Raw genomic sequence first — 24,006 nt, forward strand, 5'->3', positions numbered from 1 at the left:
CACTTATCGTTTGATCGTCGCTTCGTCGTAATTCAAAATGGTGTTGGCAACCATCGTGTAAGCCGCCAGTTCCGGGCCTTTCAACGATGGATCACGTTCGTATTCACCGGTTTTCAGGAGCGATTCAGCCCGTTGTGGTGCGTTTGCGAAACCCTGATAGGCTTCATTGTATAGAGCTTTCATCAGTTCCAACTCCCGGGGACGCGGGTTTCTGGAAACAATGGCTTGAAAGAAATACCGGATTCGATCGTCTGCCGACGGTTTGGCCCGCATCGTTCGCTGGGCCAGCACCCGGGCGGCTTCCACAAATTGCGGATCATTGAGCGTCACCAGTGCCTGCAATGGCGTAGCGGTTTTTTGCCTTCGAACCGTGCATAAACTCCGGTCGGGCGAATCAAAATTCAGCATCATCGGCGGAGGACTGGTCCGCTTCCAGATGGTATACATGCTGCGCCGGTACAAACTGTCGCCGTGTTGCTGGCAGTAACTGATCGTATTGCGGGTCGCCAGGGCTTCCCAGATACCGGCTGGCTGGTACGGATAGACACTCGGCCCGCCAATTTTTCGAACCAGCAAGCCACTGGCCGCCAGTGCGTTGTCGCGGACCTGTTCGGCAGAAAACCGGTAGCTGCTGCCCCGGGTCAGCCACTTGTTATCGGGATCGCGTTCTATCTCTTCCGACGTGGCTTTGGACGATTGCTGGTAGGTGGCCGATAGCACCATTCGTTTGATAAACCGCTTCGTGTCCCAGCCTTCCTCCCGGAACTGAACCGCCAGCCAGTCCAGCAATTCGGGGTGCGACGGCAAATCGCCCTGGCTGCCAAAATCTTCCTGCGTTTTGACAAGACCGTTGCCGAAGTAGTTCTGCCAGAGCCGGTTGACCATCACGCGGGCGAACAGCGGATGATCGTCTGCCAGCAGCCATTGCGCTAGGCCCAGGCGGTTTTGCGGATAGTCGGCGGGTAGTTTCCCCAGGCGAAGTGGCGTTTGGGAAGACACTGCTGCACCGGGCGCATCGTAAACGCCCCGGTTCAGAATAAAACTTTTCCGTTGCTGGCTGGCGGGCAATTCCTGCATCACCATCACTTCGGGGATGTCGGACAAAACCGCTACTTCCTGCCCGCGAACGACCGAGAGTTGCCGGTTCGTCTGAGCGAAGGTGGAATCGGCCGTGAGCAGATAATGTTCGAGCAGATTCTGCCGTTGCTGAGCGGTTCGTTTGCTTTCAGGGATGCGTACCAGATCGGCCACGGGATTGGTGCCATCCGCCAGCGACTCCACTTCCAGGGCAGACAGCCGCCGGTTGTAGATTCGGAGTTCATCGACGGCAACCCCGTGGAGCGTCTTTTCCTGGGAGTCATGACCGAGTTCAAAACCGAAAAATTTGCCCTGCTTGTTGGAGTTGAATTCTCCGTGCAGAAGGCCCTTGGTCAGGTTGTCGGTAATCACGTTCATGCGGGCGGGTTTGCCGTCCACGAAAAAACGCACACCGGCGGCTTTCGCTCCGCCGTCATACGTGAGCGTCAGGTTTTGCCAGCGATGGAGCGGAAGTTTATCGACGGTTTTCAGTTCGATGCAATTGGCCGGCCAGACGTAACTCAGCAAAACCGTCATCGTTTGGTCCGGATTCATCCTGACCGAATAGCCCCGGTAGCCCTCATTCGCGTAATTGGTTCGGCGAAAAATGGCTCCTTCAACGCCTTTTTGGGCCGGATTGACCCAGATGCTGACCGAAAATTCCTGATTCCGTTCAAAGTTGAGTCCCTTGCCAAACCGTTTCGGCGACTCCACCATTTTTCCGTTCACGCGGTCGATTGTCTCCGACAGAATGCCAATCCCGCATTCACCCCGCAAAGCCATCGCCTGACCGACTTTCCCAGCGGTTGGCAGCGGTTTTCGCTCCTTATCACCACTCAGAAACGCGACGAAAGACCGATCGGCCCGGTTTTCGTAGATGCCATTCTCCTCGGCATCCAGCGGCAAATGTACCAGCAAGCCGAGATTGAGCGTGGAGCTAAGCACTGGATTTGTGGCCCAGTTGGTAAACGATTTTTCGTAAAGTTGCGGTTGCAGGCGGGTTTCCAGCCGCTGAATTTTGGTCCGGATGAACTTCAGCGTTTGATCGACCTGCGGAGACGGCAGCATCACCGTCGGGCAGGCTTCGCCGTTGTGCGTGATTTGCCCGGTTTCCTTGTTCTGGTTGAAAAATGCGAACAGCGAATAATAGTCTTTCTGGCTGATCGGATCGTATTTGTGGTCGTGGCAGCGAGCGCACTCCATCGTCAGGCCCAGAAAGGCTTTTCCGAAGGTATTGGCGCGGTCGGCCACGTATTCGATGCGGTATTCTTCGGGAACAATGCCGTTTTCGCCACTTTGCGAATGCAGCCGGTTGAAAGCTGTGGCCAGGATGCGTTCCCGCTGGACTTCCGGTTTTGGCGAAGGAGGCAGTAGATCCCCGGCTATCTGCTCCTTCACAAACTGGTCGAAGGGTCGGTTTTGATTGAACGATCGGATGACCCAGTCGCGGTACGGATACGCGTTCCGCATCGGGTCATCCTGATAGCCCTGCGAGTCGGCAAATCGGGCCAGATCCAGCCAGCTAACCGCTTGTTGTTCACCATACTGCGGAGACGCCAGCAGCTTGTCCACCACCTGTTCATAGGCGTTGGGGGCGGTATTGTTTTGGAATGCTTCAACCTCGGCGGGGGTCGGTGGTAGGCCCGTTAAATCCATGTAAACGCGCCGGAGCAGGGTTGCTTTTTCGGCTTTGGGCGACGGTTTTAAGCCCAGCTCCTTCATTTTCGCCAGTGTAAACCGATCGATTTCATTGCGAACCCAAGCGGTTTCTTTGTCGGAAGTGACGCCCCAGCGCGACAGAAAACTTTGCCCCACCTTCGGAACCGCCGGTTTTTCGATTTTCGTCAGCGACCAGTGTTCCTTATATTCCGCGCCCTGTTCGATCCACTTGATCAACACGGCTTTTTCTTCCGCCGTCAGTGTCAGGTTCGACTTGGGCGTGGGCATCACTTCTTCCGGGTCGTGGCTCAGAATCCGCTTCACCAGCTCACTTTTTCCGGCGTCGCCCGGCACAATCGCCCGGCGTCCTTCCTTGTTTTCCTGCGTAGCACCTTCGAAGTTTGCCAACTGCAAATCCGCTTCGATTTTGGCCTTGTCGGGGCCGTGGCATTTGAAACACCGGTCCGAAATGATGGGTTTGACGTGCAGGTTGTAGTCCACCGTTTCGGGCGTTTTTTCCATTGCCAGCGCCACCTCTTCAGGCAGTTGAGCGGATTGACAGCCCACCAGACCCAGTGCCGCAACAAACAGGAAGAAGTGAATTGTTTTCATACGAAAGAGACTACCACACGAATTACCATCACCCGGTTTTTTGGCGGGTTGAATCAACCGATCAATCTGTTTTACTACAAAGCCTGGAGCGGAACATTTTTACTTCCTTCTCAACCAAACGAATGAACACCCCTAACCAGCCTGAAAGGCTGAAATACCATAGCCCCGGATGCAATCCGGGGAATGCGGGATGTTGGTAACATCATCCGGGGAATGCGGGATGTCGGTAATACACAATCCGGGGAATGCGGACTCCAATTAATTCATTCGCCCCGGCCGTTGCATCCCCTGTTGCGGGAAGTTCTGATCCCGGTTTTGCCGTTCGGTTCGGGACTGAGGGCCGCTGCCAAATCTCCGCAGGTTATAGGTAAAGCTGAGCATAAAATACCGGTTCAGAACGCGACTATTCGTTTCTTCGGAATACGTTTCTGTCACATTCCGGCTGATGCTGCGGTTTTGATTCAGCAAATCATAGACCTGCAATTTTAATTCTCCCTGGCGGTTTTTGAAAAATTGACGGGTTAAGGCCACGTTCCAGAGCGCAAAATTCTGAACCGATCCGGCCGATTTTCCCGAGTAATTATTGTACGTAACATCCGTCGTAACAACCAGCCGGAAAGGCAATTGGTAATACAGATCGCCACTGAGCGATTTGTTGAAATACTCGGTATTCTGATTCGTTTGCAGAGAGTATAAAGCAGTCTGGTAACTAATGTTGCCGCTCAGTCCAAATTCAAGTTTTTCATCGAAATTCGAGTTGATGCGGGCACCCTGGCTGAACGTCCAGTTTTGCGACCGGTTGGTCTGGCTATTGACCAGACTGACGCCCCGGTTGAAGTTGATGTTACTCGTCAGGTTCACATTGGCTTTGAGGGGTTGAATGCGCCGACCGATGGCCAGGAATGCCATCACGTTATAATAACCGTTGGTGTTTACGGGTTGCGTCGTTTGCGCTCCCTGGTTGGTAAAAGTCGTGGCATTCACGATTTTGTTGTTGGTTTGGGTCGCATTCAGCATGGCGAACACGCTGCGGAAGGTCGTTTGCTGAAAATTGTTGTAATTCAGCGAAACGGTATTGCTAAACTCCTGTTTCAGATCCGGATTACCCAGCCGGATGTTGAGCGGATTGGTGTTGTCGGCTACGGGCTGCAACTGCGACACGGAAGGGGCGTTGGTGCGACTCCGGTAATTGAACCGCAGCGTCCTGTTTTTACTGAAGTTATACGTAAACATTGCATTCGGCAGTACGTTGGTAAAGCTTTTGTTCAGACTGACGTCTCTTGTCTGGTTATCGCTGTGGAGGTTAGCCTGTTGCATGTCAAATCCCAGCGCGTAGGTATACTTCAGCCGTTTGTTTTGCAGCGTAGAACCGACCCGATTTGTCATGTAGGTATTTACAAAGTTATTGCTCAGCGATGGGTTGAATTCCGTGTAGTCTTTGGTCAATTCATCGTAGTCGTTTACCGATCGGTTGGAGGTATTGCGGTTATTGGAATAGTTGTAATGAAACTCCAGGGTTTTGCTGAGCGAAAGCGGTTCGGTATACGTCAGGTTAATCGAATTGGTCACCGACTTGCTGGTTTGCTCGTTTCGTTGATCAATGTTCTGGTTATTCCGGCCGCCGGTTTGCCCGAAAAACTGGTTGAGGGATTGGTTGATGCCATCGGTATTCTGGTTGTTGACGGCAATGTTCCAGTTCAGGGATAACGTCCGCCCTTTTCGTTTGAACTTCCGCATCAGGAGCGCGTTGTTATTCCCCGAAATCCCGTTTCCGGTCGAATTATAATTCGTGTTGCTGGTGTTGATCAGGTTCGTCGAATCCAGTTGCTCGACGCTGGAAATCGCGTCGTTCGTCAGCGTTTGTGATTGATTAATGCTCTGGTATTCAGAATTCTGTAGGGTAAAACCGGGGGTAATCCGCAGCGTCGTCAACGAATCGATCTGGTAATTAAACCGCATATTGAATCGGTGGCTCGTGACCTGATTGCGCGACGTGCTGTTCTGGTTGACCTGGTAGGAAGTGTCGGGCAGCGCATACTGTCGGCGGCTTTGCTGATCGGTTACGGTATTGAGGTCGTTCAGGAAATAACTCCCTGCCACGTCTACTTTCTTACCCCACTGGTCGCGGTAGTTTAAACCACCCGCCAGCGTCCGGGTGATGGCGTTGGTATTCCCGCCATTGCTTCCTCCGCCACTCCGGCCACCCGCCACAATCAGGCCACCACCACCAAAATTGGCACCCAGTCCGGCGCCCCCGCCGAATATATTCTGGCCCGTAAAGCCTTGTTGGTTGATGTTATTGGCTTGCCCGATCAGTGAAATCTGCTGGTTGCCGTTAAACCGGTTCAGATTAAGCCGGGCCGCGTAGCGGATGTCATCGTTCGTCTCGTTCGGCCCGGCACCGATGGATTGCTGGCCGAAATAGCCTTTCCGTTTTTCTTTTTTGGTAACCAGATTGATGGTTTTGTTCCGGTCACCGTCGTCGATTCCCGAAAATTGCGACTGATCGGACTGCTGATCGTACATCTGGACTTTGTCGATGATGTCGGCAGGGAGGTTGCGGGTGGCCATTTTCGGATCATCGCCAAAGAACGGTTTTCCGTCGACCAACACCCGTTTTACTTCCTGCCCCTGCGCCTTGATGGTTCCGTCGCGGTCCACTTCCACGCCCGGTAGTTTCTTCAACAGGTTCTCCACCATTGCATGGGGCTGCGTTTTGAAGGCACCGGCATTGAACTCGACCGTATCCTGTTTGATGACAATCGGCGGCCCTTCCTGCTTCACCACCACTTCGTTGAGGTTAACCGCCTGGGTAATCATTTCAATTGTTCCAGCGTCGGTATGCGGTTTGCCGGTTGTGATCGAAATGCGCTTTGATTTGTTGCGATACCCCACATACGTAATCAGCAGCCGGTAGGTCCCCACCGCTACATTTTTGAAGGTAAATTCCCCGTCTCCGTTGGTAATCATGAAGGTGACGACCGACGAATCGCGCACCGACAGCAGGGAAACCGTCGCTTCCATCAGCGGTTTTCGCGTGGTGGAGTCGACCACCGCCCCCCGGAGCTGCGACTGGGCGACAGCCGTCGTCAGACTGATCATAAAAAAGAAAACAGGGAGAAGTGAGCGCATGGTACTTGGTCAATTTCAGGTTGGTATTCGGTTTACGGTATTCGGTTTACGGTGGCTAACGCATCCGTGGAAGCTTGCGTCAGCCACCGTAAACCGTAAACCGAATACCGTAAACCGTACACTAATTCCGGTTTTGAAAATTATTCATCATTTGCTGGCGCATGTCGGCCATGGCTTTTTGCCGGATGGTGTTCAGCTCTTCGAGTGTTACCACCTGGGCGGTTTGGGGCGGCATAACGTCACTTTCCTTCACGTCCTGGGCGGCAATTTTGGTCGCTTTAAACGCTTCGTTGTCACTCTCGATTTGCAAAACCACGCCTTTTTCGGGCGTCAGGCTGCTGATGGGGGAGTACGTAAACGGCAATTCTGTGGTATACCAGACGGTATAGGACATATTCTTGAAGGGAACCGTTGCTTTCCTGCAGAGATAGCCCGCAATTTTCTTCGTTTTATCGGTTTCCTGCCAGCCCGTCACCCGTTTCTGCGGGATTTCGGTCTGGTAGTGACTGGTGACCGAATCTTTTTTGATCGCCAACACTTCGACGGTTTTCTGAGCTGCCAGATCGTAATACACGGCACGTTCGAAGGGGCGACCATTGAAATTGCGATTTTCGCGTCCTTCAGGGCCACCTGGTCCACCGGGTCCGGGGCCTGGTCCACCACCACCATCCTGTATCACCTGCCGGACCATGATCCCACCACCGCTGTTGCGGTCCTGTTCTTCCTTGCCGTGGGTTCCTGAGAAAATAAAATGCTGGACAAAAGACCGCGTTTCGGGCATACCTGCGGGGGCATCGGCACCATCCGGCCGGACTTCCTGGCCGTTGATGATGACCCGCATCTGGGACAGATCGACTTTTTGCATGACTTCATATGAAATCTTGCCGGCCGTGGGTTGGGCGTTGGCCAGTTGGGCCGCCAAATGAAGACCGATGAGGGCAGCGGCTACAGTTCTGATTCGTTTCATGACTACGCAGGAGTGAAATGATGACTGGAAAATGATGGGACAAAGGTGCGGAAGTTGGATGTAAAGCACTGTTATATAGTGTTAAGTAGTGTTAACGCCGTTGGAAAGCCGACAGAAAAGCGGGTATTTTTGTACATGATGAAACAGCGCATCCGGTCGATCTTTGTTCTGATGACGGTTTGTATCCTGGGCGTGATGACCTTTCAGGGCTACTGGCTGTATACGAGCTACCAACTCCACGAGCAGCAGTTTCGGCGGACGGTGCGGGGTGCGTTCATTTCGGCGGTTGAAAAACAGCAGTTTAACGACGCCCGTCAACTGGTTCGGGGCGAAATCCGTTCCGACGAACCACGTCGGCGGTTTCATTTTCGCCCGATGGAATCGGAAGAGGATTTCCCGGTAAGTCGCATGGCATTTGACCGGCGCAGTGACAGTGCTTTTGTCACCGTCACCGATTCGCAGCCGGTAAGCGTCCAGGTGATGAATTACCGGATTAAACGGCAGTCACGATCGTCGAAAGACCGTGTTTTTATCGACACCATGGCCCGGAAAATTACCAAAATGCTGATTTTGAACTGGGCGGGTGACCATAAATTCAACCTTGCAACATTCGATTCGACCTATCGGGCCGAGTTGCGTCTGCGCGATGTCGAGGCCGATTATCAACTGGACACGATTCAGTTAAAACCGGATCTATTCCGTCAGCAGATGGACAACCCGATGCGTACCGGTTCGCCCATTAAGACCCCGCCGATGCCTATCAATCCCGTTAAAAACCAGTTTCTGCAAGCTTCGTTCGACAGTCCAACGGGCTATATTTTGAAGAAAATGGACTGGCTGTTGGCGGGCTCGGCCCTGTTGATGGCCCTAACGACCTGGTGTTTTCTGTACATGCTATCGACCATTCTGAAACAGAAAAAACTGTCGGAAATCAAAAACGATTTCATCAACAACATGACGCACGAACTGAAAACGCCGATTGCGACGGTTTCGGCGGCTGTGGAAGCCATGCAGCATTTTGGGGCGCTGAATGACTCACAGAAAACCCACACGTATTTGAATATTTCAAAAAATGAACTGCAACGGCTGTCCGATCTGGTGGAGAAGGTGCTGAACATGGCGGTCGATGAGAAGAAGGAACTGGAACTGAACCGCGAATGGCTCAAGCCTTCCGAATTGATTCAGGAGGTGGTGGGAAATCACCAGTTAAAAGCCTCAGCGGGCGCACCACTGAAACTGGTGGCGATTGAAGTAGAAACCACTCCGGAAAATGCCCAGGTTCAGGCCGACCGGCTGCACCTGGGCAACGCCATTAACAACCTGATCGATAACGCGATCAAGTATTCGCAGGAGTCGGTTCAAATCCTGATCAACAGCCGGGCCGACGAAAACGGCTGGCGGCTGACGGTGGAGGACAACGGCAACGGGATTCCGAAGGTGTATCACGAGGTGATTTTCGACCGGTTTTTTCGGGTTCCGACGGGGAACCTTCATCCGGTAAAAGGCTTCGGGCTGGGGCTATCGTACGTCCGGCAGGTCGTCGAGAAGCACGGTGGTCGCATCGAAGTTTCGAGCGAACCGGGACGGGGGAGTGTGTTTGTAATCTGGATCCCTAATTAAAGGAGTTGTTACACAGAGTTGATCGGAGGGAATCAGAGGGTATCAGGGGTGTTTTTCTTTAACTTTTTCTCTGATACCCTCTGATTTTCTCCGATCAACTCTGTGTAATAACCAAGAATGATGGCAACCGTATTATTGATTGAAGATGAACTTTCGCTGGGACTCATTGTCCGGGACAGCCTTGAGGTTCGCGGGTTTGCGGTTTTGTATGCCGCTGACGGCGAGGAAGGTTATGCGTTGTTTGTCGCCCATGTCCCCGACGTGGTGGTGGCCGATGTGATGATGCCCAAACTCGACGGTTTTTCACTGGCTGCGCGCATTCGGCAAACCGACCCGTACGTTCCGATCATCTTCCTGACGGCTCGTTCCCAAACCGTCGATGTGGTCCGGGGTTTTGAGTTGGGTGGCAACGATTACCTCAAAAAACCGTTCAGTATCGACGAATTGATTGTCCGCATTCAGGCCCTGCTGTCCCGGAACCAGACCGTTCGCCCGACCACGCCGGATCGCTTGCCAATTGGCCATTACCAGTTCGATTATCCCAAACAAAAGCTGGCGTTCAACGGAAAAGAGACGCCGATGTCACACCGCGAAGCCGAACTACTGAAGCGACTCTACGAACAGCGGAATCAGGTGCTGGAACGCTCTGCCGTGCTGCTGGATTTGTGGGGCGACGACAGTTTTTTCAACGGCCGAAGTCTGGACGTGTTCATTACACGGCTTCGTCGGTATTTGAAAGATGACCCGCAGGTGCAGATTGTGAATGTAAGGGGAGTGGGGTATAAGTTGATTGTGTGAAGATGGATCACTACTGGTATTTTGAAAGTATCAGATATATCCAGTAGCAGTTAATGACCGGTTGGTATTTTATTCGTTCCTTTTTGTACATACCTTGATACAGTTCAGCCTCGGTGACAGCACTAATGGCAAGTCGGTCAAAACCGATATGGTCAAGTTTTTTACGAATTGTAAGGTCCTCGAGGAAATAATCAACGATGATGTTGATATCGCAGAGAATCAGCGCTTTCTTGTCCATGACTTGCGTCGAATCTCCTGAAAATCACGCTTATCATTCTTCCAGAGGCCTGCGTAATCCGAAGGGTTTTCGCCAGTGCTTGCTCCTGATGGAACAATAAATCTGCCAGTTTCCTCAGATACTTCGACAGAGGGAATCGTTTTCAGCAAGTCACTAACGGTTTTATACTGGCTATCCGGTACTATTACCTGTAGGGTACGCATAGTACGTTGAATTTAGATCGTTTGTAAGTAGCGATGTAACGCTTCTATTTTCAAATTATATACTATTTTCCAAATATAGCAAGATTCCTGATTGTTTGAGCAAACCTTGATTATTCGGCAACCGATGGCAATTGCTCCGGTTTGTCGCCATTTTCGCTCAGCCAGTGACTCACATCGGCCTGCGGATTTTCGCGGAGGTGACGGGCCAGGCGGTGGGCGGTTTCGAACGAAAACTGCGGCACTAGATCGACAATCGGGTACTGATACACCATGCCCGGTTTATTGGACTTCACCTTTTTGACTTTCAGCAAAAACGGCAAATACTGCACGCTGCCGAAGAGTTTCTTGTATTCATCGAACTTATTGCGCAGGTTCGGAATGGTGGTCTGGACGGCGCGGGTGCTGAACTGCCAGTAACCCAGCAGCGGAATGTCGCGAATGACAAACCGCAACGTCAAAACCGGCAACCACTTAATCAGCTTCGCTTTGCCGGGATGCAGGTTTTTCTGCAAAAAAGTGACGGTTTCGTCCCGAATTTGTGGGCGTTTTTCGACGGTCGTGACGGCGTATTTTTTCAGTTCGTCGTTCCAGATGTGGAAAGTGTGGTTGTCTCCGTAGCCGAACAGTTTGCCGTCGGCGGTGCGGATTTCGAGTCGCTCATTGCAGACAATTTCTTCCTGATCGGAATAAAACAGGATGGGCAATTCGGTGATGGTTTCGCCGTAGACTTTGTGGACGGCTTCGGCATGATCCCCGCGAATGCGGAAACTGTCGATGCTGCTCGGAACCACCTGACCCGACCGCTCCACTTTCTCGCCCACGGCGATCCGCCCTAATTCCGTTAGCGCCGAGGACGGCGACGGGGTATTGTCCGATTGAATACGCATGTTGTTGTTTACCTTCGATTCGCTGGACAAATATAGGCATTCGGCAAGATCTATCAGCATGTTTAAGAGGGTCGGTGGGGTGGATAGAACCGTCAATCCGACTTCAAAACCTTAACCGTTTGCTCCTGATCCCCCGCCCTGGCGCGCAGCAACAACATCCCCGTTGGCTGGCGGCTTACGTCAAACATCTGCCGTTCGACGGCTTGGGGCTGGGCAATTTGCCGGTTTTCGATCAGTTCTCCCTTCACATTCATCAATTGAAGCTGGATTGGCTGATGGGCAGCTCCGCGAATATCGACCGTGAGCGCGTTTTGCACCGGATTGGGCAGCAGGGTTAACTGGAGAGCAGTCGGAGCGACTTCCTCTGACGAAGCCGCCACCCGGCCTGCCGGACAAATGTAACATTGAGCGTATTTGTACAATTCCATACCAGACGTTCCGTCGGTGGCCCAGAACAAAACCGTCGTGCTGCTCAACGCCATAAAACCGGTGGAAGCCGAATTGCCAGTCGGGTGGATGTCGTCGAGCATCGCAGTGCCAGCGACGGTCCCCGTTGATTTCCACGGCTCCAGGTAGTGAAAAAACAGTCTGTTGTTGACCGAACTCATGCCGGAAAATGTGGTCGAACCAGCCCCCAATACGAGGTCGACTACCTGAACGGTTCCGGCCGGTGTTCCGTCTGATTTCCAGAGTTCGGTGCCTTTGATTCCGTCGTTGGCCGTGAAATACAGGGTGTTGTTGACGCGTGTCATATAGGAAGGAAACGACGCGCCCCCGGCATTGATGTTTTTGACCAAAACCGTACCGCCCGCAGTGCCGTCCGATTTCCAGAGTTCTGTGTCGCCACCAACTGTTGCCCGGAAAAAAAGCGTTGCGTTCACCACTTCCAAATCCTGCGGCTGACCACTGCTGCTACCGGCTGCCAGATTTTTGACCATTACCGTTCCGGCCAGCGTGCCGTCCGATTTCCAAAGTTCCGTCCCGTTCGTGCCATCGTTGGCGGTCATGTACAGCAGCCCGTTCATCACTACCATTTCGAACAGATTGCTCGAACCGGCGGGATGAATGTTCTTGACCAAAACCGTACCGGCGTCCGTTCCGTCCGACTTCCATAGTTCTTCCCCATTGACGCCGTCATCGGCCACAAAATAGGCAGTACTTCCCAGAACCGCCATTTTACGCATATAATTCGGAACCGAATTGCCCGACGGATTGATGTCTTTTACCAAAACCGTACCGCCCGCGGTTCCGTCCGACTTCCACAGTTCCTCGCCGGTTGTTGCGCCGGTTGCCACGAAAAAAAGTGTTCCGTTCACATTCGTAAGGCCGCGCGGATTGGCGTCTCCGCCCGGAAGAATGTCCTTGACCAAAATCGTTCCGGCCGCCGTCCCGTCCGATTTATACAACTCTCGGCCCGAACTGCCGGTGGCGACAAAATAGATCGTACCGTTGACTTCCGTGAGCCAGTCCGGGTTGGACGATCCGGCGGGGTTGATATTTTTTAGTAAAACCGTGCTGGCTTCCGTGCCGGTTGTTTTCCAGAGTTCAGTTCCATTGGCGGCCGTGTTGGCTGCAAAATATACCGTACCATTCATTTCGACGGCGGTAGTTCCATCACCAGATATGTACGAATTGGCGGAACCGGGATTAATGTCTTTTACCCGGGTTACGTAGTACGACGCCGGCAAGGCCGTAAACTGGGCGATGGCCGACAATCCACATCCGCCCAAGCACGCAACCAGTACCCATTTGAAGAGATTGTAGTGTGGTTTCATGCTGATTATCTTTACGCGTTGATACGATAAACGTAATGATTATCAGCGGGTTTTAAAAGATAAATTGAGCTTGTGGCAATTCGGGTGAAGGATGACTCAAAGGGAATGGAGTAAGCGGAGAAACGCCAGAATTTACTGTTTCGTTTTCCGACCTACTACGCCCGTAGCACAGCCGAAAAAATACGATTTGTACGTCACATCAAGTCCTTCGTTCATCAGGTAAGTTGCGAGTTTTTGACAGTTTTCAAATTTTTGACAATAGACACCCAACATACGGTATTCGTCCGCACTATTCAGAAATAATTTGCCAATTAATGGAATGATTTTTTTCAAGTAGAAGAGGTATAAAGCGTGCAGGATCCAGCCTTTGGGGGCTGATATTTCTACAAATGAAAAGGAACCGCCGGGTTTTAAAAGCCGGTTGACTTCACGGGCAAGCGCCCTTGTTTGGAAATCATTAAAGGTTTTCAGACCGAAGGTAGAGATAACAAAATCAGCGGAGTTCGACTCAAAATGGTTATTGAGGACGTCACACTGGACCATTTCGACCGCCCGGTTTCTGACTTTCTCGCGGTGAAGTGCGGCTTTTTGCATCATAACGGGCGAAATGTCAACGGCAATCAGCTTTCCTTCTGCATTCAGTTTGGGAAGAATATGGCCCCAGGCTTCGCCCATTCCGGTCATTAAATCATAACCAACGGAGTTGGGTGCAATCAAAGGCAGATTGTTAAGACAGGCTGCCCGCCAGCGTTCCGTAAACCCGAATGACGAAATATAATTGGCAAGTCCATACGTTTTGGACATTTTATCGAACAGCGATTTGATATATTCCGGATCATAAATAGTTTCGGGATTGTCAGTCATGGATTATCGATATTTGTTACCCAAATCTACGAAAGAATGCCACCCCAACGCATCATTTCCGTCGTTCCTTCCCAAACCGAACTGCTCTTTGATCTGGGGCTTGATCAGGCAATTGTGGGGATTACCAAATTCTGCATTCATCCGGCGGAAAAGGTGAAAGATAAGTTCAAGGTTGGTGGCACAAAAACACTGCATCTTGACCAAATTCACGATCTGAAACCGGACTTTATTCTGGCCAACAAAGAAGAAAATACCCGCGAACAAATCGAAGAATTGCAACGTCATTATCCCGTTCATGTCACGGACGTCAATACCGTCCCGGATGCACTGGCGATGATTCGGGAGGTTAGTGAGCTTGTCGGAAAAGGCCGAAAAGGGGAGGAATTGGCAAAGCAAATCGAAGATACTTTTTACGATTTCAAATCGGTACAATCTTCCGGACCTTCCGTCGCGTATTTCATCTGGCGAAAACCGTATATGGTCGCGGCCAACCAGACCTTTATTCATTCGATGCTGGAACTGGCCGGTTTTCAGAATGCGTTTGGGGGACGAACGCGCTACCCCGAAGTGACCGAAGCCGATCTGATAACCGCCCAACCCGATCTGATTTTTCTTTCGTCGGAACCGTATCCGTTTTCGGATAAACACAGGACAGAATTGCAGGAAATTTGCCCGGCTGCGCGGGTATTGCTGGTCGATGGGGAGGTTTTTAGCTGGTATGGAAGCCGGTTATTGAAATCGGCTGATTATATTCAACAACTGTGGAAGAATCTCGGTCTACTGTAAAACCGCGTTGATATGAGTGTCGTAAAACCGGGCCGATTTCACCGCGCCAGTTCCTTGGAAATAATACCGTAGTCCGACAATCTTGCCAGCATCTTCCTGAAACCGTCCTTCGTAAGCGAGTTTTTCGTTCACAAAGACCTTTGCCAGTTTGTCCTTTACCTCGCAGCGAACGGTTACCCAATCGGAAAAGTCGACGCCAAAAGCGGAGAGATCGGTGGTCTTTCCCGAAATGTGTGTTCCGTTAAATGACAGATTCAATTCACCAACACAACCTTTCCGGGACAACTGTAGAAAGTGCATACCTTTGGAACACAGTATCATAATGCCCACATGCTGGCAAACGGCATCGAAGCGGTTGAACGTACTTTTTACTTCCGTTTCAAATCCGAACGTACTGCCGGACAACTCACCCAGGGGCTGCACATAATGCAGGCTGGTGTTCGGAACGCTTTTCTGAAAAATGATTCCCTGTTCGGTTAGATCGGTTTCGGTCAGCTCAATGGCGCCATTCCGCCGGATTTGTTTGTCCGGGAAATAAACCGGAATCGAATCGCGGTTGATGGTGCCGAGCCAGCCGTCGGTTTTGATGTACAAATCGTGTTCCTTCACAATGGAGTCGTTCAACACAAGCTTGGCGCGGAAATAACCGGGGTAAAAATAAGTGCTGGCGTACTGATGCCCGTCTTTATCGACCCGAAAGCGCAGTTTCGGATTCCAGCTTTGCTGGATAAAAACACTGTCGGCGTTGGAGTCCGTGGCATCGTATTGGAACAAAACCGTGTTCGGAAGTCCTTTGGCCACCGGGCGACTGCTGAAGGTCACTTCGCCAATGTGCAACGGTTTTGCCCGCTTCTGAAATGCCCAGATTCCGGCCAATCCCAGCGCCACGAACACGCCAACGACCCACGGCCAACGGATCGCGTAAGGGCGGGAAACCGGAACGGGAGCGTTTTGAACCGGAAGGGACGGAGCGGTTTCTTCGGCGATAAGAACCGGCTGCTTCCGGAATTCCCGCCAGTTGTCGTAGCCCACAAACTGCGCGAGCGTATTCAGCGTCGTGGTCGTCGGCGCACTGTCGTAGCGAACCTTGCCCCAGATGCGTTTCAGGGTGCTGACGCTGAGCGAAACGCCGGTTTCGTCGAAAATGCGTTCGCTCAGGGCTTCAAAATCCTGGTTCTGCCACTGGCTGCTGTCGCCCCAACGCACTTTTTCTTCGATCAACAGGCGGCACTGCTGTAAATTATCGTCTTCGGTAGTCATTGGCAATCAGCGTGAATCAACTTGAACAGGCTTGAATAAGGGCCGGACTACCAACTTTCGGAAGATTTTTCCACCTTTGTCCGGTTCATTATTCCAACAACCAAAGTTACATAAACCAATATGAAAAAATTGCTCGTTTTCACAACATTGCTGTTGCTCGCCCAGACGACTTTTGCCCAGGACGACAAGTCGAAACGCCCCAGCCCGCCCGCCCAGGCCAAACAAACGGTGGGTGGCAAAACCATCACCATCGACTACAGCCAGCCATCGGTCAAAGGCCGGAGCGTTTGGGACCCGGCGGGCAAAGTGGCCCCGATCGGAAAAGTGTGGCGGACGGGCGCGAACGAAACTACCACCATCGAGTTTTCGGAGGATGTGAAGCTGGAAGGAAAACCGGTTGCCAAAGGGAAGTACGCACTTTTTACAATTCCCGGTGAAAAAGACTGGACGGTTATCATCAACAAGGGCATCAAATGGGGCGCCTTTACTTACAAGGAAGAGGAGGATGTTGTACGCGTGACGGTTCCGGCGAAAAAGGCCAAAAGCTTTCAGGAAAAATTTATGATCGACATTTCCAAGAAGGGGGATGTCTCGATGGTGTGGGCCGACACGAAGGTTGATTTCAACGTGAAATAGTCCCGCCGACCGAACCGGTAAACAACAAGCATAAGGTGTTGATTGACCGTTTTCTTTTCTTCCCCAATTTTTAATTGAAGCGTATGAGGAGTGGTTATTCAGCCCCGGTTAAAACCGTGGTTCGGATAACCATTGCCTGAATCTTTCGCCGTGCCCGGTTCCAGTCGGGTGTTAAACAACATAAGCAATGAACATGCAACATTTTGCCAATCAATTTGCCTGCGTTACGCTATGCCTGCTGGTCAGCACCCTCACGTATGGCCAGAATACCGTGGATCTGGTCGGGCTGGCGCATCAAAACCGCTACACCCTTGAAAACCGTTCGTTGACGGTTCTGGCGGAGGGAGCGAATCCCGGAGTCCGGCTGGAAGAGAAGCAAAATTCAAAGGAAGGGGTTGCGTGGCTACCCGCCATTTCGTTCCGTGAAGGAACGATTGAGCTGGACATTCGCGGCAAAGATGTGCTCCAGCGCAGTTTTGTCGGAATCGCGTTTCACGGTTCCGGCGAGCGTAATTACGATGCGATCTATTTTCGACCGTTCAATTTTCGGGCCGCTGACCCCGTTCGTCACAGCCACGCCGTTCAGTATATCGCCCTTCCGACGTATGACTGGCCGGTTTTGCGCAAAGACTTCCCGGATCAATACGAACAGCCTATCGAACCGGCTCCCGATCCGAATGCCTGGTTTCATGCCCGGATTGTGGTGGACAAGGAAACTGTCAGCGTTTTTGTGAACGAGAACGCCAAACCAAGCCTGGTCGTCAAGAAGTTGAATGACCGCCGGGATGGGAAAATCGGATTATGGGTGGGAGCCGGTTCCGGGGGTGATTTTGCGAATCTGAAAATTACGCCCCGAACTCCCTGAAGGGGTGAAGAATTTCGTCAGCCGTTGTATCTTCGTAGACATGACTACTGAGGATACCCTTTCTTCCGGTTCTTTCAATCTGATCCTGTATGCTGCCCGGCAGCGGGGCGCTGATTCGTCGGCTTTGTGCCAGGCCGTTGGTATTGATCCGGCGGTTTTGCAAAACCCCGACGGGCGGGTACCGATTCGGGCCGTGCAGGCACTTTGGCAGGAAGCCGTTCAGGCGACCGGCGAACCGGATTTGCCACTGCAGGTGGGCGAGTTGATCAATCCGTTGTCGATGGGTGTGGTGTCGTACGTCATGATGCACTGCCCGACTTTGGGCAAGGCGATCGAGAAACTGTGTCAGTATCAGGATATTGCCTGTGAGGGGGTGCTGACCGCCGGGCGACTGATCGGCGAACGATTTCATCTCACGCTGACATTGACGAGTAAAGCCATTCAATATCCTGACTACACCTTTGGCTCCGAAATTTCCGTTTACCAGTCGGCTTTTCGGGCCATGACGGGGCAAAAGGTGGTGGCCGAAGAAATCCGGTTTGCCTTTCCGGCGCCCCAAAACCGGCAGGACTACGAACGGGTTTTTGCGCCGGCGAAAGTCGAATTTGATGCCGCCGAAACCGCCCTGGTGCTGGATGCTGCCTGGCTGGAAACCCCGATTTTGAACGCCAATCCCAGCCTGTTTGGCTTATTTGAGCAACATGCCGACGAATTGTTAGGAAAACTACGGACAAAACCCGATGTTTCTCCGGCGCTTTCGGTTCGGGTTAAACAGGAAATCTTCGCGCTGTTGAAGGGCGAAGAACCTGCGTTGTCGGCTGTTGCCGATGGGCTGGCGATGGGCGTTCGAACCCTTCAGTTGCATTTGAAAGAAGAGGGCGCAACCTACCAACAATTGCTGGATGAAGTGCGGCATGACCTGGCCGTTCGGCACCTCCGCGAACCCCATTTCAGCACCACCGACATTGCCTACCTCCTCGGATTTTCGGAACCCAGTGTGTTCTACCGCACTTTCAAGAAATGGACAGGCTCGACGCCCGGTGCGTTCCGGACTGCGGTGCTGCGTCCGACGGCTTAGCGGCAGTTTTGCCAATCGGACCCAGGTGCGTATGCTCGAAACTATCCGGGTATTTCAGGCCGTAGCCCATCATCCGATCCATGGCCGCGTGGCCGAACAGCAGAACACCGGTCAATAGCAACGGCTGGCTGTTCAGCAGCAAACCCAATAGGCCAATGGCGATGGCGAAGGCTTTATGATGAACCAGGTTGTAGGCATAAGCCCCGATTTTTGGGTTGACCAGATACCCCAGCATGCTCAGATCCGGCACCAGAATCAGGGCCGGAAACCACCACCAGGCAAACGGCAACTGGCTGAACAGCACGATGGAGAGAGTAAATTGAGCGAATTCTTCGAGTTTTAAAAGCGTTTTCATGGCAGTCTTTGCGTTTTTGTGTATGACAAAGTTCCACCAAAAAAGCCGGGTTGGGGGTGACCGAATGTGAAAACCGGAGTGACGAAAAACGAATTTTTATCTTGAGCTAGACGCAATCAGACACCAAACTGGGTCAGGTGATGGTCCAGGTGTTTATAAAACATATTGTTCCACTCATTGACGTTCAACTTCCCGAACGAATGGGAGGCTTTCTGGTCGAAATGGGTTTCCCCCAGTTGCTGTGTTTTCCGGATATACGTTTTCAAGCGGTTCTTTTCCGTTTCAAAATCCCGCGTGTCCTTTATTAAAAAAGCCGGGCCGGTTGGCAGGTTGCGTTTGTAGGGGCTTGCCCCCACAATCCGCTTTTTGACAAACGCCCTGATGACCAACTGCATCAGAACGTTGTGCTTTTTGTGGATGTTTTCGTAGATTAATTCGTAGGTTACATTGCAATGGGCCAGCATTTGCGCCACATCCATCTTCCCCCAATGGGGCAGGGTGTCGGGTGTCAGCCGATCAATCCGTTGAATGATTTTTTCGGAAACTTCTTGGGTGAAAATGTTGGGTAAATCCATGATCGTAAGGTTCAGGTACCGTTTGCGGCCACTTTCAACCGGGTCGCCGGGCCGAATTTACGACAATCGTTCAATCGCTTCGCTTAGGGTTTGAACAAAATTGATCTGTCGGCGCTGGTTGCTCTCGTAGATAAAGTCCTTGATACTCTTGCTGGTATACGCCGAAAAGTCGCCAATGATCGCCAGCCGGACGCGGTAATTGGAGAATTTCTGGAGAATTTCGCCGGCAAGACCGGTTTTCAAATCGAAGAAATCCGGCGTAATCGTCTTTTCGTGCAGGATCATGCGATCGAAGTCCTGGTAATACAAATCGACGACGAGTTGCAAACCGTCCTCCGGATTGGTAATCAGCACCTTGTCCGAAATTACTTCGGCCATTCGAATCCCGTTAACCTCGTGTGTTTCAATTTTCATACCAGGCTGTTTCGTTCGTTATGCATTCGCCACCGTTCGTTTAACCCCTTCCGCCGGTTTTGTCGGCTCAAAATGAAAGGCTTTTTCAAACTTACTGCTATCAAAAACGTATTCCCGGTCGTATTGGTACGCCATTTCCGGAAATTCGCGCATGGCCGGAACGAAAAGCCCAACCAGGCGAATCATCCAGATGGGTAGAGCGGAGGATTTCGGTTTCACGTTCATCTCCTTGGCAAACAGGTCAATCCACTGCTGACCGGTCAGGCGGGTGGCGTCGGTAGGCAAGTGCCAGACCTGGTTGTAGGCACTGGCGGTATTGCCGAGCAGGGCGGTGGCTTTTGCCGCATCCGGCGTATAGGTAAAGGTGTGAACCTTGTCGAGCCGGGCAAACCAATTGGCGGCTTTTCCCTTCCGAAAGTTTTTTACGACGGTTTCCACCAGCACGCTTTTGTCGTTGTTGGGGCCGTAGAAATCGGCGGCCCGGGCAATGAGTGCGGTTAAAGTACCCTGTTTCACTTCGTCCATCAGCATGGCGGCAATTTCGGCCCGTACTTTTCCTTTTTTGCTGCTGGGATTGATCGTTGATTCTTCGGTCATGTGGCCGATGGCATTCACATCGTAGAGATAGACGTTGTCGAAGAACACCAGTTTGGCGCCCCATTTCTTACAGGCATCGATCGTGTTGCGCATCAGAGCGGGCCACTTTTCGCGCCAGACTTTGTGGCTGTATTCGAAACCTACGGTGAGGTAAACGACCTCCGAACCTTCCACGGTTTTAAAAACATGATCGCGGTTGGTGAGGTCGGCTGGAAACAGTTCGTCGGTCGGATTTACTTTTTTGGGATTCCGGCTCACCAGCCGAATTCGGTCCGTAAAGGCAGGAAGTTCTTTTGCTAAATCGCTGCCGATGGTACCTCCTGAGCCTAGTATCGTTTGCATTTTCTTTTCTGGTTAAATACAGATCAAAGGTCCGGCAAAAAAGGCAGGGAGAAGATGACGAAAAACGAAAATCCGACTGACTAATTGCGCCGATCGTTTTGTTTACTCGCTGGCTCTGGTTCCGTAAACGACACCCCAAGACGTTTCGTAAAGGTGTAAAGTCAGGCTTGCAACGATACCACAGGCAATCAGCAAAATCCAGCTGGCTTGTTTTGCGGTAAATTTGATTTTCATTGGCTGGTTCGGATCTTCAGCAAATCCGCAATGGACGTAAACGGAACCACATCCTTCGTATAGCCGTAGGCATCGCACAGTGGCTGAATTCGGTTGTTGTCGCCCATGGCCAGATCGACGTCCTCCATCGTAAACTGGCAGGGGTGTTCGTAGCCCGCAGCATGCGAAATTTCCAGGATTTCTTTGGTCAGCGTCTTGATGTAGTTGTAAAACCGCTCGCTTTTCAAGGTCGGGTCGATCCCAGACTGCAGCCATTTGCTTTGCGTGGCAACACCTGACGGACAGCGGTTTGTGTGGCAAATCTGGGCCTGAATGCAGCCGATGGACAGCATCGCTTCCCGGCCCACATTCACGAGGTCGGCTCCCATCGCAAACGCCATGATCGCCGACTCAGGCAGCCCCAATTTGCCGGAAGCAATGAAAGTGATGCGACTGGTTAAGCCGCGTTTCTGAAAAATCTGGTAAACTTTTGAAAACCCGTAGACGAAAGGCAGCGAAACGTGGTCGGCAAAGGAGGGAGGTGCCGCGCCGGTGCCGCCTTCACCACCGTCGATCGTAATAAAATCCGGGCCTTTTCCGGTTTCCAGCATGTAGTCGGCCAGCTCATGCCACTGCTCAAGTTTGCCCACCGCCGACTTGATGCCCACCGGCAGACCGGTTTCGGCCGCCATCGACTCGATGAAAGCCACCATCGTCGGAATGTCGGAAAACGCACTGTGTGAAGCCGGGGAAATGACGTCCTTGCCTATTTCGACATGACGGATTTCGGCAATTTCGGCGCTGATTTTAGCGGCTGGCAACACACCCCCTTTGCCCGGTTTCGCGCCTTGCGACAGTTTCAGTTCCAGCATCCGGACAAACGGATTGGTCTCGACCAACTTCACCAGTTTTTCCATGACAAAATTGCCATTGTTATCCCGGACGCCGAAATAGGACGTGCCGATGTTAACGACCACATCCGCGCCGAATTTGTGATAGGGCGACAATCCGCCCTCGCCGGTATTGTGGTAGCAGCCGAATTTTTTGGCGCCTTTGTTCAGCGATTCGATGGCGGTTGCCGACAACGACCCGAAGCTCATGCCGCTGATGTTGACAATGGAAGGTGGGTGATACGGTTTCCGGCGTTTGTGAAAAAGCCCGATCACTTTGGCCCCCGGAGCCGTGTAGGGGTTGTTGTAATTGGGGTTGTCGGGTGCCAGTTTGAGGGGAAGCAGTGCCGGGTTGATGAAAATATACCCGGCACTGGTAATGTCCTGATCGGTGCCAAACCCCTGAAAATTGTTCTCCTGCTTTGCCGAAGAATAGATCCAGGCCCGTTGCTGCCGGTTAAAGGGCAGTTCTTCACGGTTATTAGCCACGATGTATTGCCGCAGTTCCGGGCCGAAACTTTCCAGAAAATACCGGATGTTGCCGACCACCGGAAAGTTGTGCCGAATCGTGTGTTTTTTCTGAGTAATGTCGTAGAGGGCGACCAGAAACAGGCCGATCAGCAGCCATCCCCACCAGGGAATGCTGCCCAAAAACGCGAGAATAGAATCCAACAGTATCAAGGTTCAGTGAGTGCAGTAAAAGTACGCAAAACCGCTAAGGTCTCCCACGCCATCGCGACTTTTCACCATGCCCCTTCAGACCGATGGGTTATTTCTCGAACTGGACACCAGCCACCCGCGCCATATCGTCCCAGAACGAGGGGTACGATTTGGCTACCACACCCGGTTCTTCAATCACCACTTCCTGACGCATCGATACGGGCGCAAAGGCCATCGCCATGCGGTGATCGTCGTAGGTGTCGAAGGTCGGAATGGCATCGATTACGGCCGTTTTCCGAACTTCATACCGGGTATTTTTTTCTACTTCCACCAGTTCGGCACCGATTTTCCGGAGTTCGGTTTGGAGAGCAAAAATGCGGTCGGTTTCTTTGATTTTCAGGCTTTCCACACCGGTCAGCGTGAGCGGAATGCCTTTGACGGCGCAGCAAACCGCCACGGTCTGGGCCAGATCGGGGCAGTCCGTAAAGTCCCAAGCCAGCGACGGTTGTGCCTGAGTTTTGGTCAAAACAACACCCGTAGCGTTGAACGTACTTTCGACACCGAGGGGGCGCATGATGTCAACAATGGCACTATCGCCCTGCAACGACGCTTCTTTCAGACCCAGTAATTCGATTTCTGAGGATTCGTCTTCAGCCAGTGCCAGCATACTGAACCAGTAACTCGCGCCCGACCAGTCGGATTCAATCGTGTAATCAGCGGGTGTATAGGGCGTTGGCGGCACGGTGATGGTTTTATTTGTCCAGTCGGCAACCGTCTGAACACCAAAGTGTTCCATTTGTCGCAGGGTCATTTCAATGTAGGGGCGGGAACCAATGTCACCGGTCAGTTCGAGCGTCAGGCCATCGGGCAGGGTGGGTGCTACCATCAGCAGGGCCGAAATATACTGGCTGCTCACATCTCCCCGGATCGCCAGACGGCTATTGCCGTTGCCCGAAAATCCTTTCGTCGCAATGGGCGGGAAACCTTCGTTTTTCAGGTAGTCGATGTCGGCACCGAGCGCGCGGAGGGCATCGACCAGAATGCCGATGGGCCGTTCACACATGCGGGGCGTTCCGGTCAGTGTTTTGTGTTGACCCGTTACCGCAAAATAGGCCGTCAGAAACCGCATGGTCGTTCCGGCATCCAGCACGTCGGCCACCGGATCATCCGATTGCAACAGCCGGATCATCGTCTGCGAGTCACGGGCCGCCGAAACGTTGTGTAAAGTGCCCCGAAAATGAGCCAGGGCATTGATAATCAGGGCGCGGTTGCTTTCGCTTTTGGAAGAAGCCAGCGGAATCGTGGCCCGGACGGACCCGGCAGGAGGTGTCAGACGTACAGCGTTCAAATCAGAAGTCGATTGGTTAATATTCCGCAAAACTAGTGCAGAGAATGGATAATGAACAATGAATCCTGAACAATGAGGAATGAATATCGAATATCGAATATTGAATAGCGAATAACGAAAGTGCTCCTGTGCCCAACTTCGTTATTCGTTATTCA

At 52.1% G+C, this 24,006-nt stretch carries 20 protein-coding genes; 6 read left to right on the plus strand and 14 right to left on the minus strand.

Annotated elements, in window-relative coordinates; all coding sequences use genetic code 11:
* Window positions 1-3 precede the first annotated feature (3 nt).
* The 3 genes from ACS5NO_RS11555 to ACS5NO_RS11565 all read right to left on the minus strand — a co-directional run bounded on the left by ACS5NO_RS11555 (window position 4) and on the right by ACS5NO_RS11565 (window position 7,447).
* Window positions 4-3,348 carry a DUF1553 domain-containing protein gene (locus tag ACS5NO_RS11555; RefSeq protein WP_439415292.1) on the minus strand — a complete coding sequence of 1,115 codons (3,345 nt, stop codon included), beginning with the start codon at window positions 3,346-3,348 and terminating at the stop codon, window positions 4-6.
* Between the two features lie 258 nt (window positions 3,349-3,606).
* Window positions 3,607-6,480 (minus strand): outer membrane beta-barrel protein, encoded by a 2,874-nt coding sequence (locus ACS5NO_RS11560; RefSeq protein ID WP_439415293.1) that lies wholly within the window; start codon window positions 6,478-6,480, stop codon window positions 3,607-3,609.
* A 121-nt stretch (window positions 6,481-6,601) separates the two neighbouring features.
* On the minus strand, window positions 6,602-7,447 hold the full coding sequence (locus ACS5NO_RS11565; RefSeq protein ID WP_439415294.1) for a GLPGLI family protein: 846 nt from the start codon (window positions 7,445-7,447) through the stop codon (window positions 6,602-6,604).
* Window positions 7,448-7,582: 135 nt separating this feature from the next.
* On the opposite strand from ACS5NO_RS11565, the gene ACS5NO_RS11570 reads away from it, so the two are divergent.
* Together ACS5NO_RS11570 and ACS5NO_RS11575 are read left to right on the plus strand one after the other, a co-directional pair.
* Window positions 7,583-9,067, plus strand: coding sequence for a sensor histidine kinase (locus ACS5NO_RS11570; RefSeq protein ID WP_439415295.1), 1,485 nt, complete (start codon window positions 7,583-7,585; stop codon window positions 9,065-9,067).
* 120 nt (window positions 9,068-9,187) lie between these two features.
* The gene (locus ACS5NO_RS11575; protein ID WP_439415296.1) at window positions 9,188-9,865 is read left to right on the plus strand and encodes a response regulator transcription factor; all 678 of its coding nucleotides are present in this window, start codon (window positions 9,188-9,190) and stop codon (window positions 9,863-9,865) included.
* 10 nt (window positions 9,866-9,875) lie between these two features.
* Here the strand turns inward: ACS5NO_RS11575 and ACS5NO_RS11580 are convergent, their stop codons facing one another.
* From ACS5NO_RS11580 to ACS5NO_RS11595, 4 genes are all read right to left on the minus strand, one after another.
* A complete protein-coding gene (locus tag ACS5NO_RS11580; RefSeq protein WP_439415297.1) occupies window positions 9,876-10,103 on the minus strand; it encodes a PIN domain-containing protein in 228 nt (75 codons plus the stop codon).
* Window positions 10,104-10,416: 313 nt separating this feature from the next.
* Complete coding sequence (locus tag ACS5NO_RS11585; protein ID WP_439415298.1) at window positions 10,417-11,253, minus strand: recombination directionality factor; 837 nt, start codon at window positions 11,251-11,253, stop codon at window positions 10,417-10,419.
* Window positions 11,254-11,285: 32 nt separating this feature from the next.
* A complete protein-coding gene (locus ACS5NO_RS11590) occupies window positions 11,286-12,968 on the minus strand; it encodes an ELWxxDGT repeat protein (protein WP_439415299.1) in 1,683 nt (560 codons plus the stop codon).
* Window positions 12,969-13,100: 132 nt separating this feature from the next.
* Entirely contained in the window at window positions 13,101-13,832 is a 732-nt protein-coding gene (locus tag ACS5NO_RS11595; protein WP_439415300.1) for a class I SAM-dependent methyltransferase, read from the minus strand.
* Between the two features lie 36 nt (window positions 13,833-13,868).
* On the opposite strand from ACS5NO_RS11595, the gene ACS5NO_RS11600 reads away from it, so the two are divergent.
* A complete protein-coding gene (locus tag ACS5NO_RS11600; protein WP_439415301.1) occupies window positions 13,869-14,618 on the plus strand; it encodes an ABC transporter substrate-binding protein in 750 nt (249 codons plus the stop codon).
* Here ACS5NO_RS11600 and ACS5NO_RS11605 read toward each other — a convergent pair.
* Window positions 14,610-15,878, minus strand: coding sequence for a hypothetical protein (locus tag ACS5NO_RS11605; protein ID WP_439415302.1), 1,269 nt, complete (start codon window positions 15,876-15,878; stop codon window positions 14,610-14,612). The genes ACS5NO_RS11600 and ACS5NO_RS11605 overlap by 9 nt on opposite strands.
* A 120-nt stretch (window positions 15,879-15,998) precedes the next feature.
* On the opposite strand from ACS5NO_RS11605, the gene ACS5NO_RS11610 reads away from it, so the two are divergent.
* The 3 genes from ACS5NO_RS11610 (at window position 15,999) to ACS5NO_RS11620 (ending at window position 18,457) form a co-directional block, all read left to right on the plus strand.
* The gene (locus ACS5NO_RS11610) at window positions 15,999-16,514 is read left to right on the plus strand and encodes a DUF2911 domain-containing protein (RefSeq protein WP_439415303.1); all 516 of its coding nucleotides are present in this window, start codon (window positions 15,999-16,001) and stop codon (window positions 16,512-16,514) included.
* A 187-nt stretch (window positions 16,515-16,701) separates the two neighbouring features.
* Window positions 16,702-17,379, plus strand: coding sequence for a hypothetical protein (locus ACS5NO_RS11615; RefSeq protein WP_439415304.1), 678 nt, complete (start codon window positions 16,702-16,704; stop codon window positions 17,377-17,379).
* A 40-nt stretch (window positions 17,380-17,419) separates the two neighbouring features.
* Window positions 17,420-18,457, plus strand: a complete 1,038-nt coding sequence (locus ACS5NO_RS11620; protein WP_439415305.1) for an AraC family transcriptional regulator — start codon at window positions 17,420-17,422, stop codon at window positions 18,455-18,457.
* Here ACS5NO_RS11620 and ACS5NO_RS11625 read toward each other — a convergent pair.
* From ACS5NO_RS11625 to ACS5NO_RS11650, 6 genes are all read right to left on the minus strand, one after another.
* Window positions 18,393-18,812 carry a DUF4260 domain-containing protein gene (locus ACS5NO_RS11625; protein WP_439415306.1) on the minus strand — a complete coding sequence of 140 codons (420 nt, stop codon included), beginning with the start codon at window positions 18,810-18,812 and terminating at the stop codon, window positions 18,393-18,395. The two genes, ACS5NO_RS11620 and ACS5NO_RS11625, sit on opposite strands and share 65 nt — an antisense overlap.
* Window positions 18,813-18,928: 116 nt before the next feature.
* Window positions 18,929-19,387 carry a DUF1569 domain-containing protein gene (locus ACS5NO_RS11630; protein ID WP_439415307.1) on the minus strand — a complete coding sequence of 153 codons (459 nt, stop codon included), beginning with the start codon at window positions 19,385-19,387 and terminating at the stop codon, window positions 18,929-18,931.
* A 57-nt stretch (window positions 19,388-19,444) separates the two neighbouring features.
* Complete coding sequence (locus ACS5NO_RS11635) at window positions 19,445-19,801, minus strand: DUF4180 domain-containing protein (protein WP_439415308.1); 357 nt, start codon at window positions 19,799-19,801, stop codon at window positions 19,445-19,447.
* 18 nt (window positions 19,802-19,819) lie between these two features.
* Entirely contained in the window at window positions 19,820-20,740 is a 921-nt protein-coding gene (locus ACS5NO_RS11640) for an NAD-dependent epimerase/dehydratase family protein (RefSeq protein WP_439415309.1), read from the minus strand.
* 230 nt (window positions 20,741-20,970) lie between these two features.
* Window positions 20,971-22,515 (minus strand): FMN-binding glutamate synthase family protein, encoded by a 1,545-nt coding sequence (locus ACS5NO_RS11645; RefSeq protein ID WP_439415310.1) that lies wholly within the window; start codon window positions 22,513-22,515, stop codon window positions 20,971-20,973.
* Window positions 22,516-22,612: 97 nt separating this feature from the next.
* Entirely contained in the window at window positions 22,613-23,851 is a 1,239-nt protein-coding gene (locus tag ACS5NO_RS11650) for a 3-phosphoshikimate 1-carboxyvinyltransferase (protein ID WP_439415311.1), read from the minus strand.
* Between the last annotated feature and the right edge of the window lie 155 nt (window positions 23,852-24,006).

This window comes from Larkinella fluvii (assembly GCF_051857545.1).
Taxonomy (GTDB): domain Bacteria; phylum Bacteroidota; class Bacteroidia; order Cytophagales; family Spirosomataceae; genus Larkinella.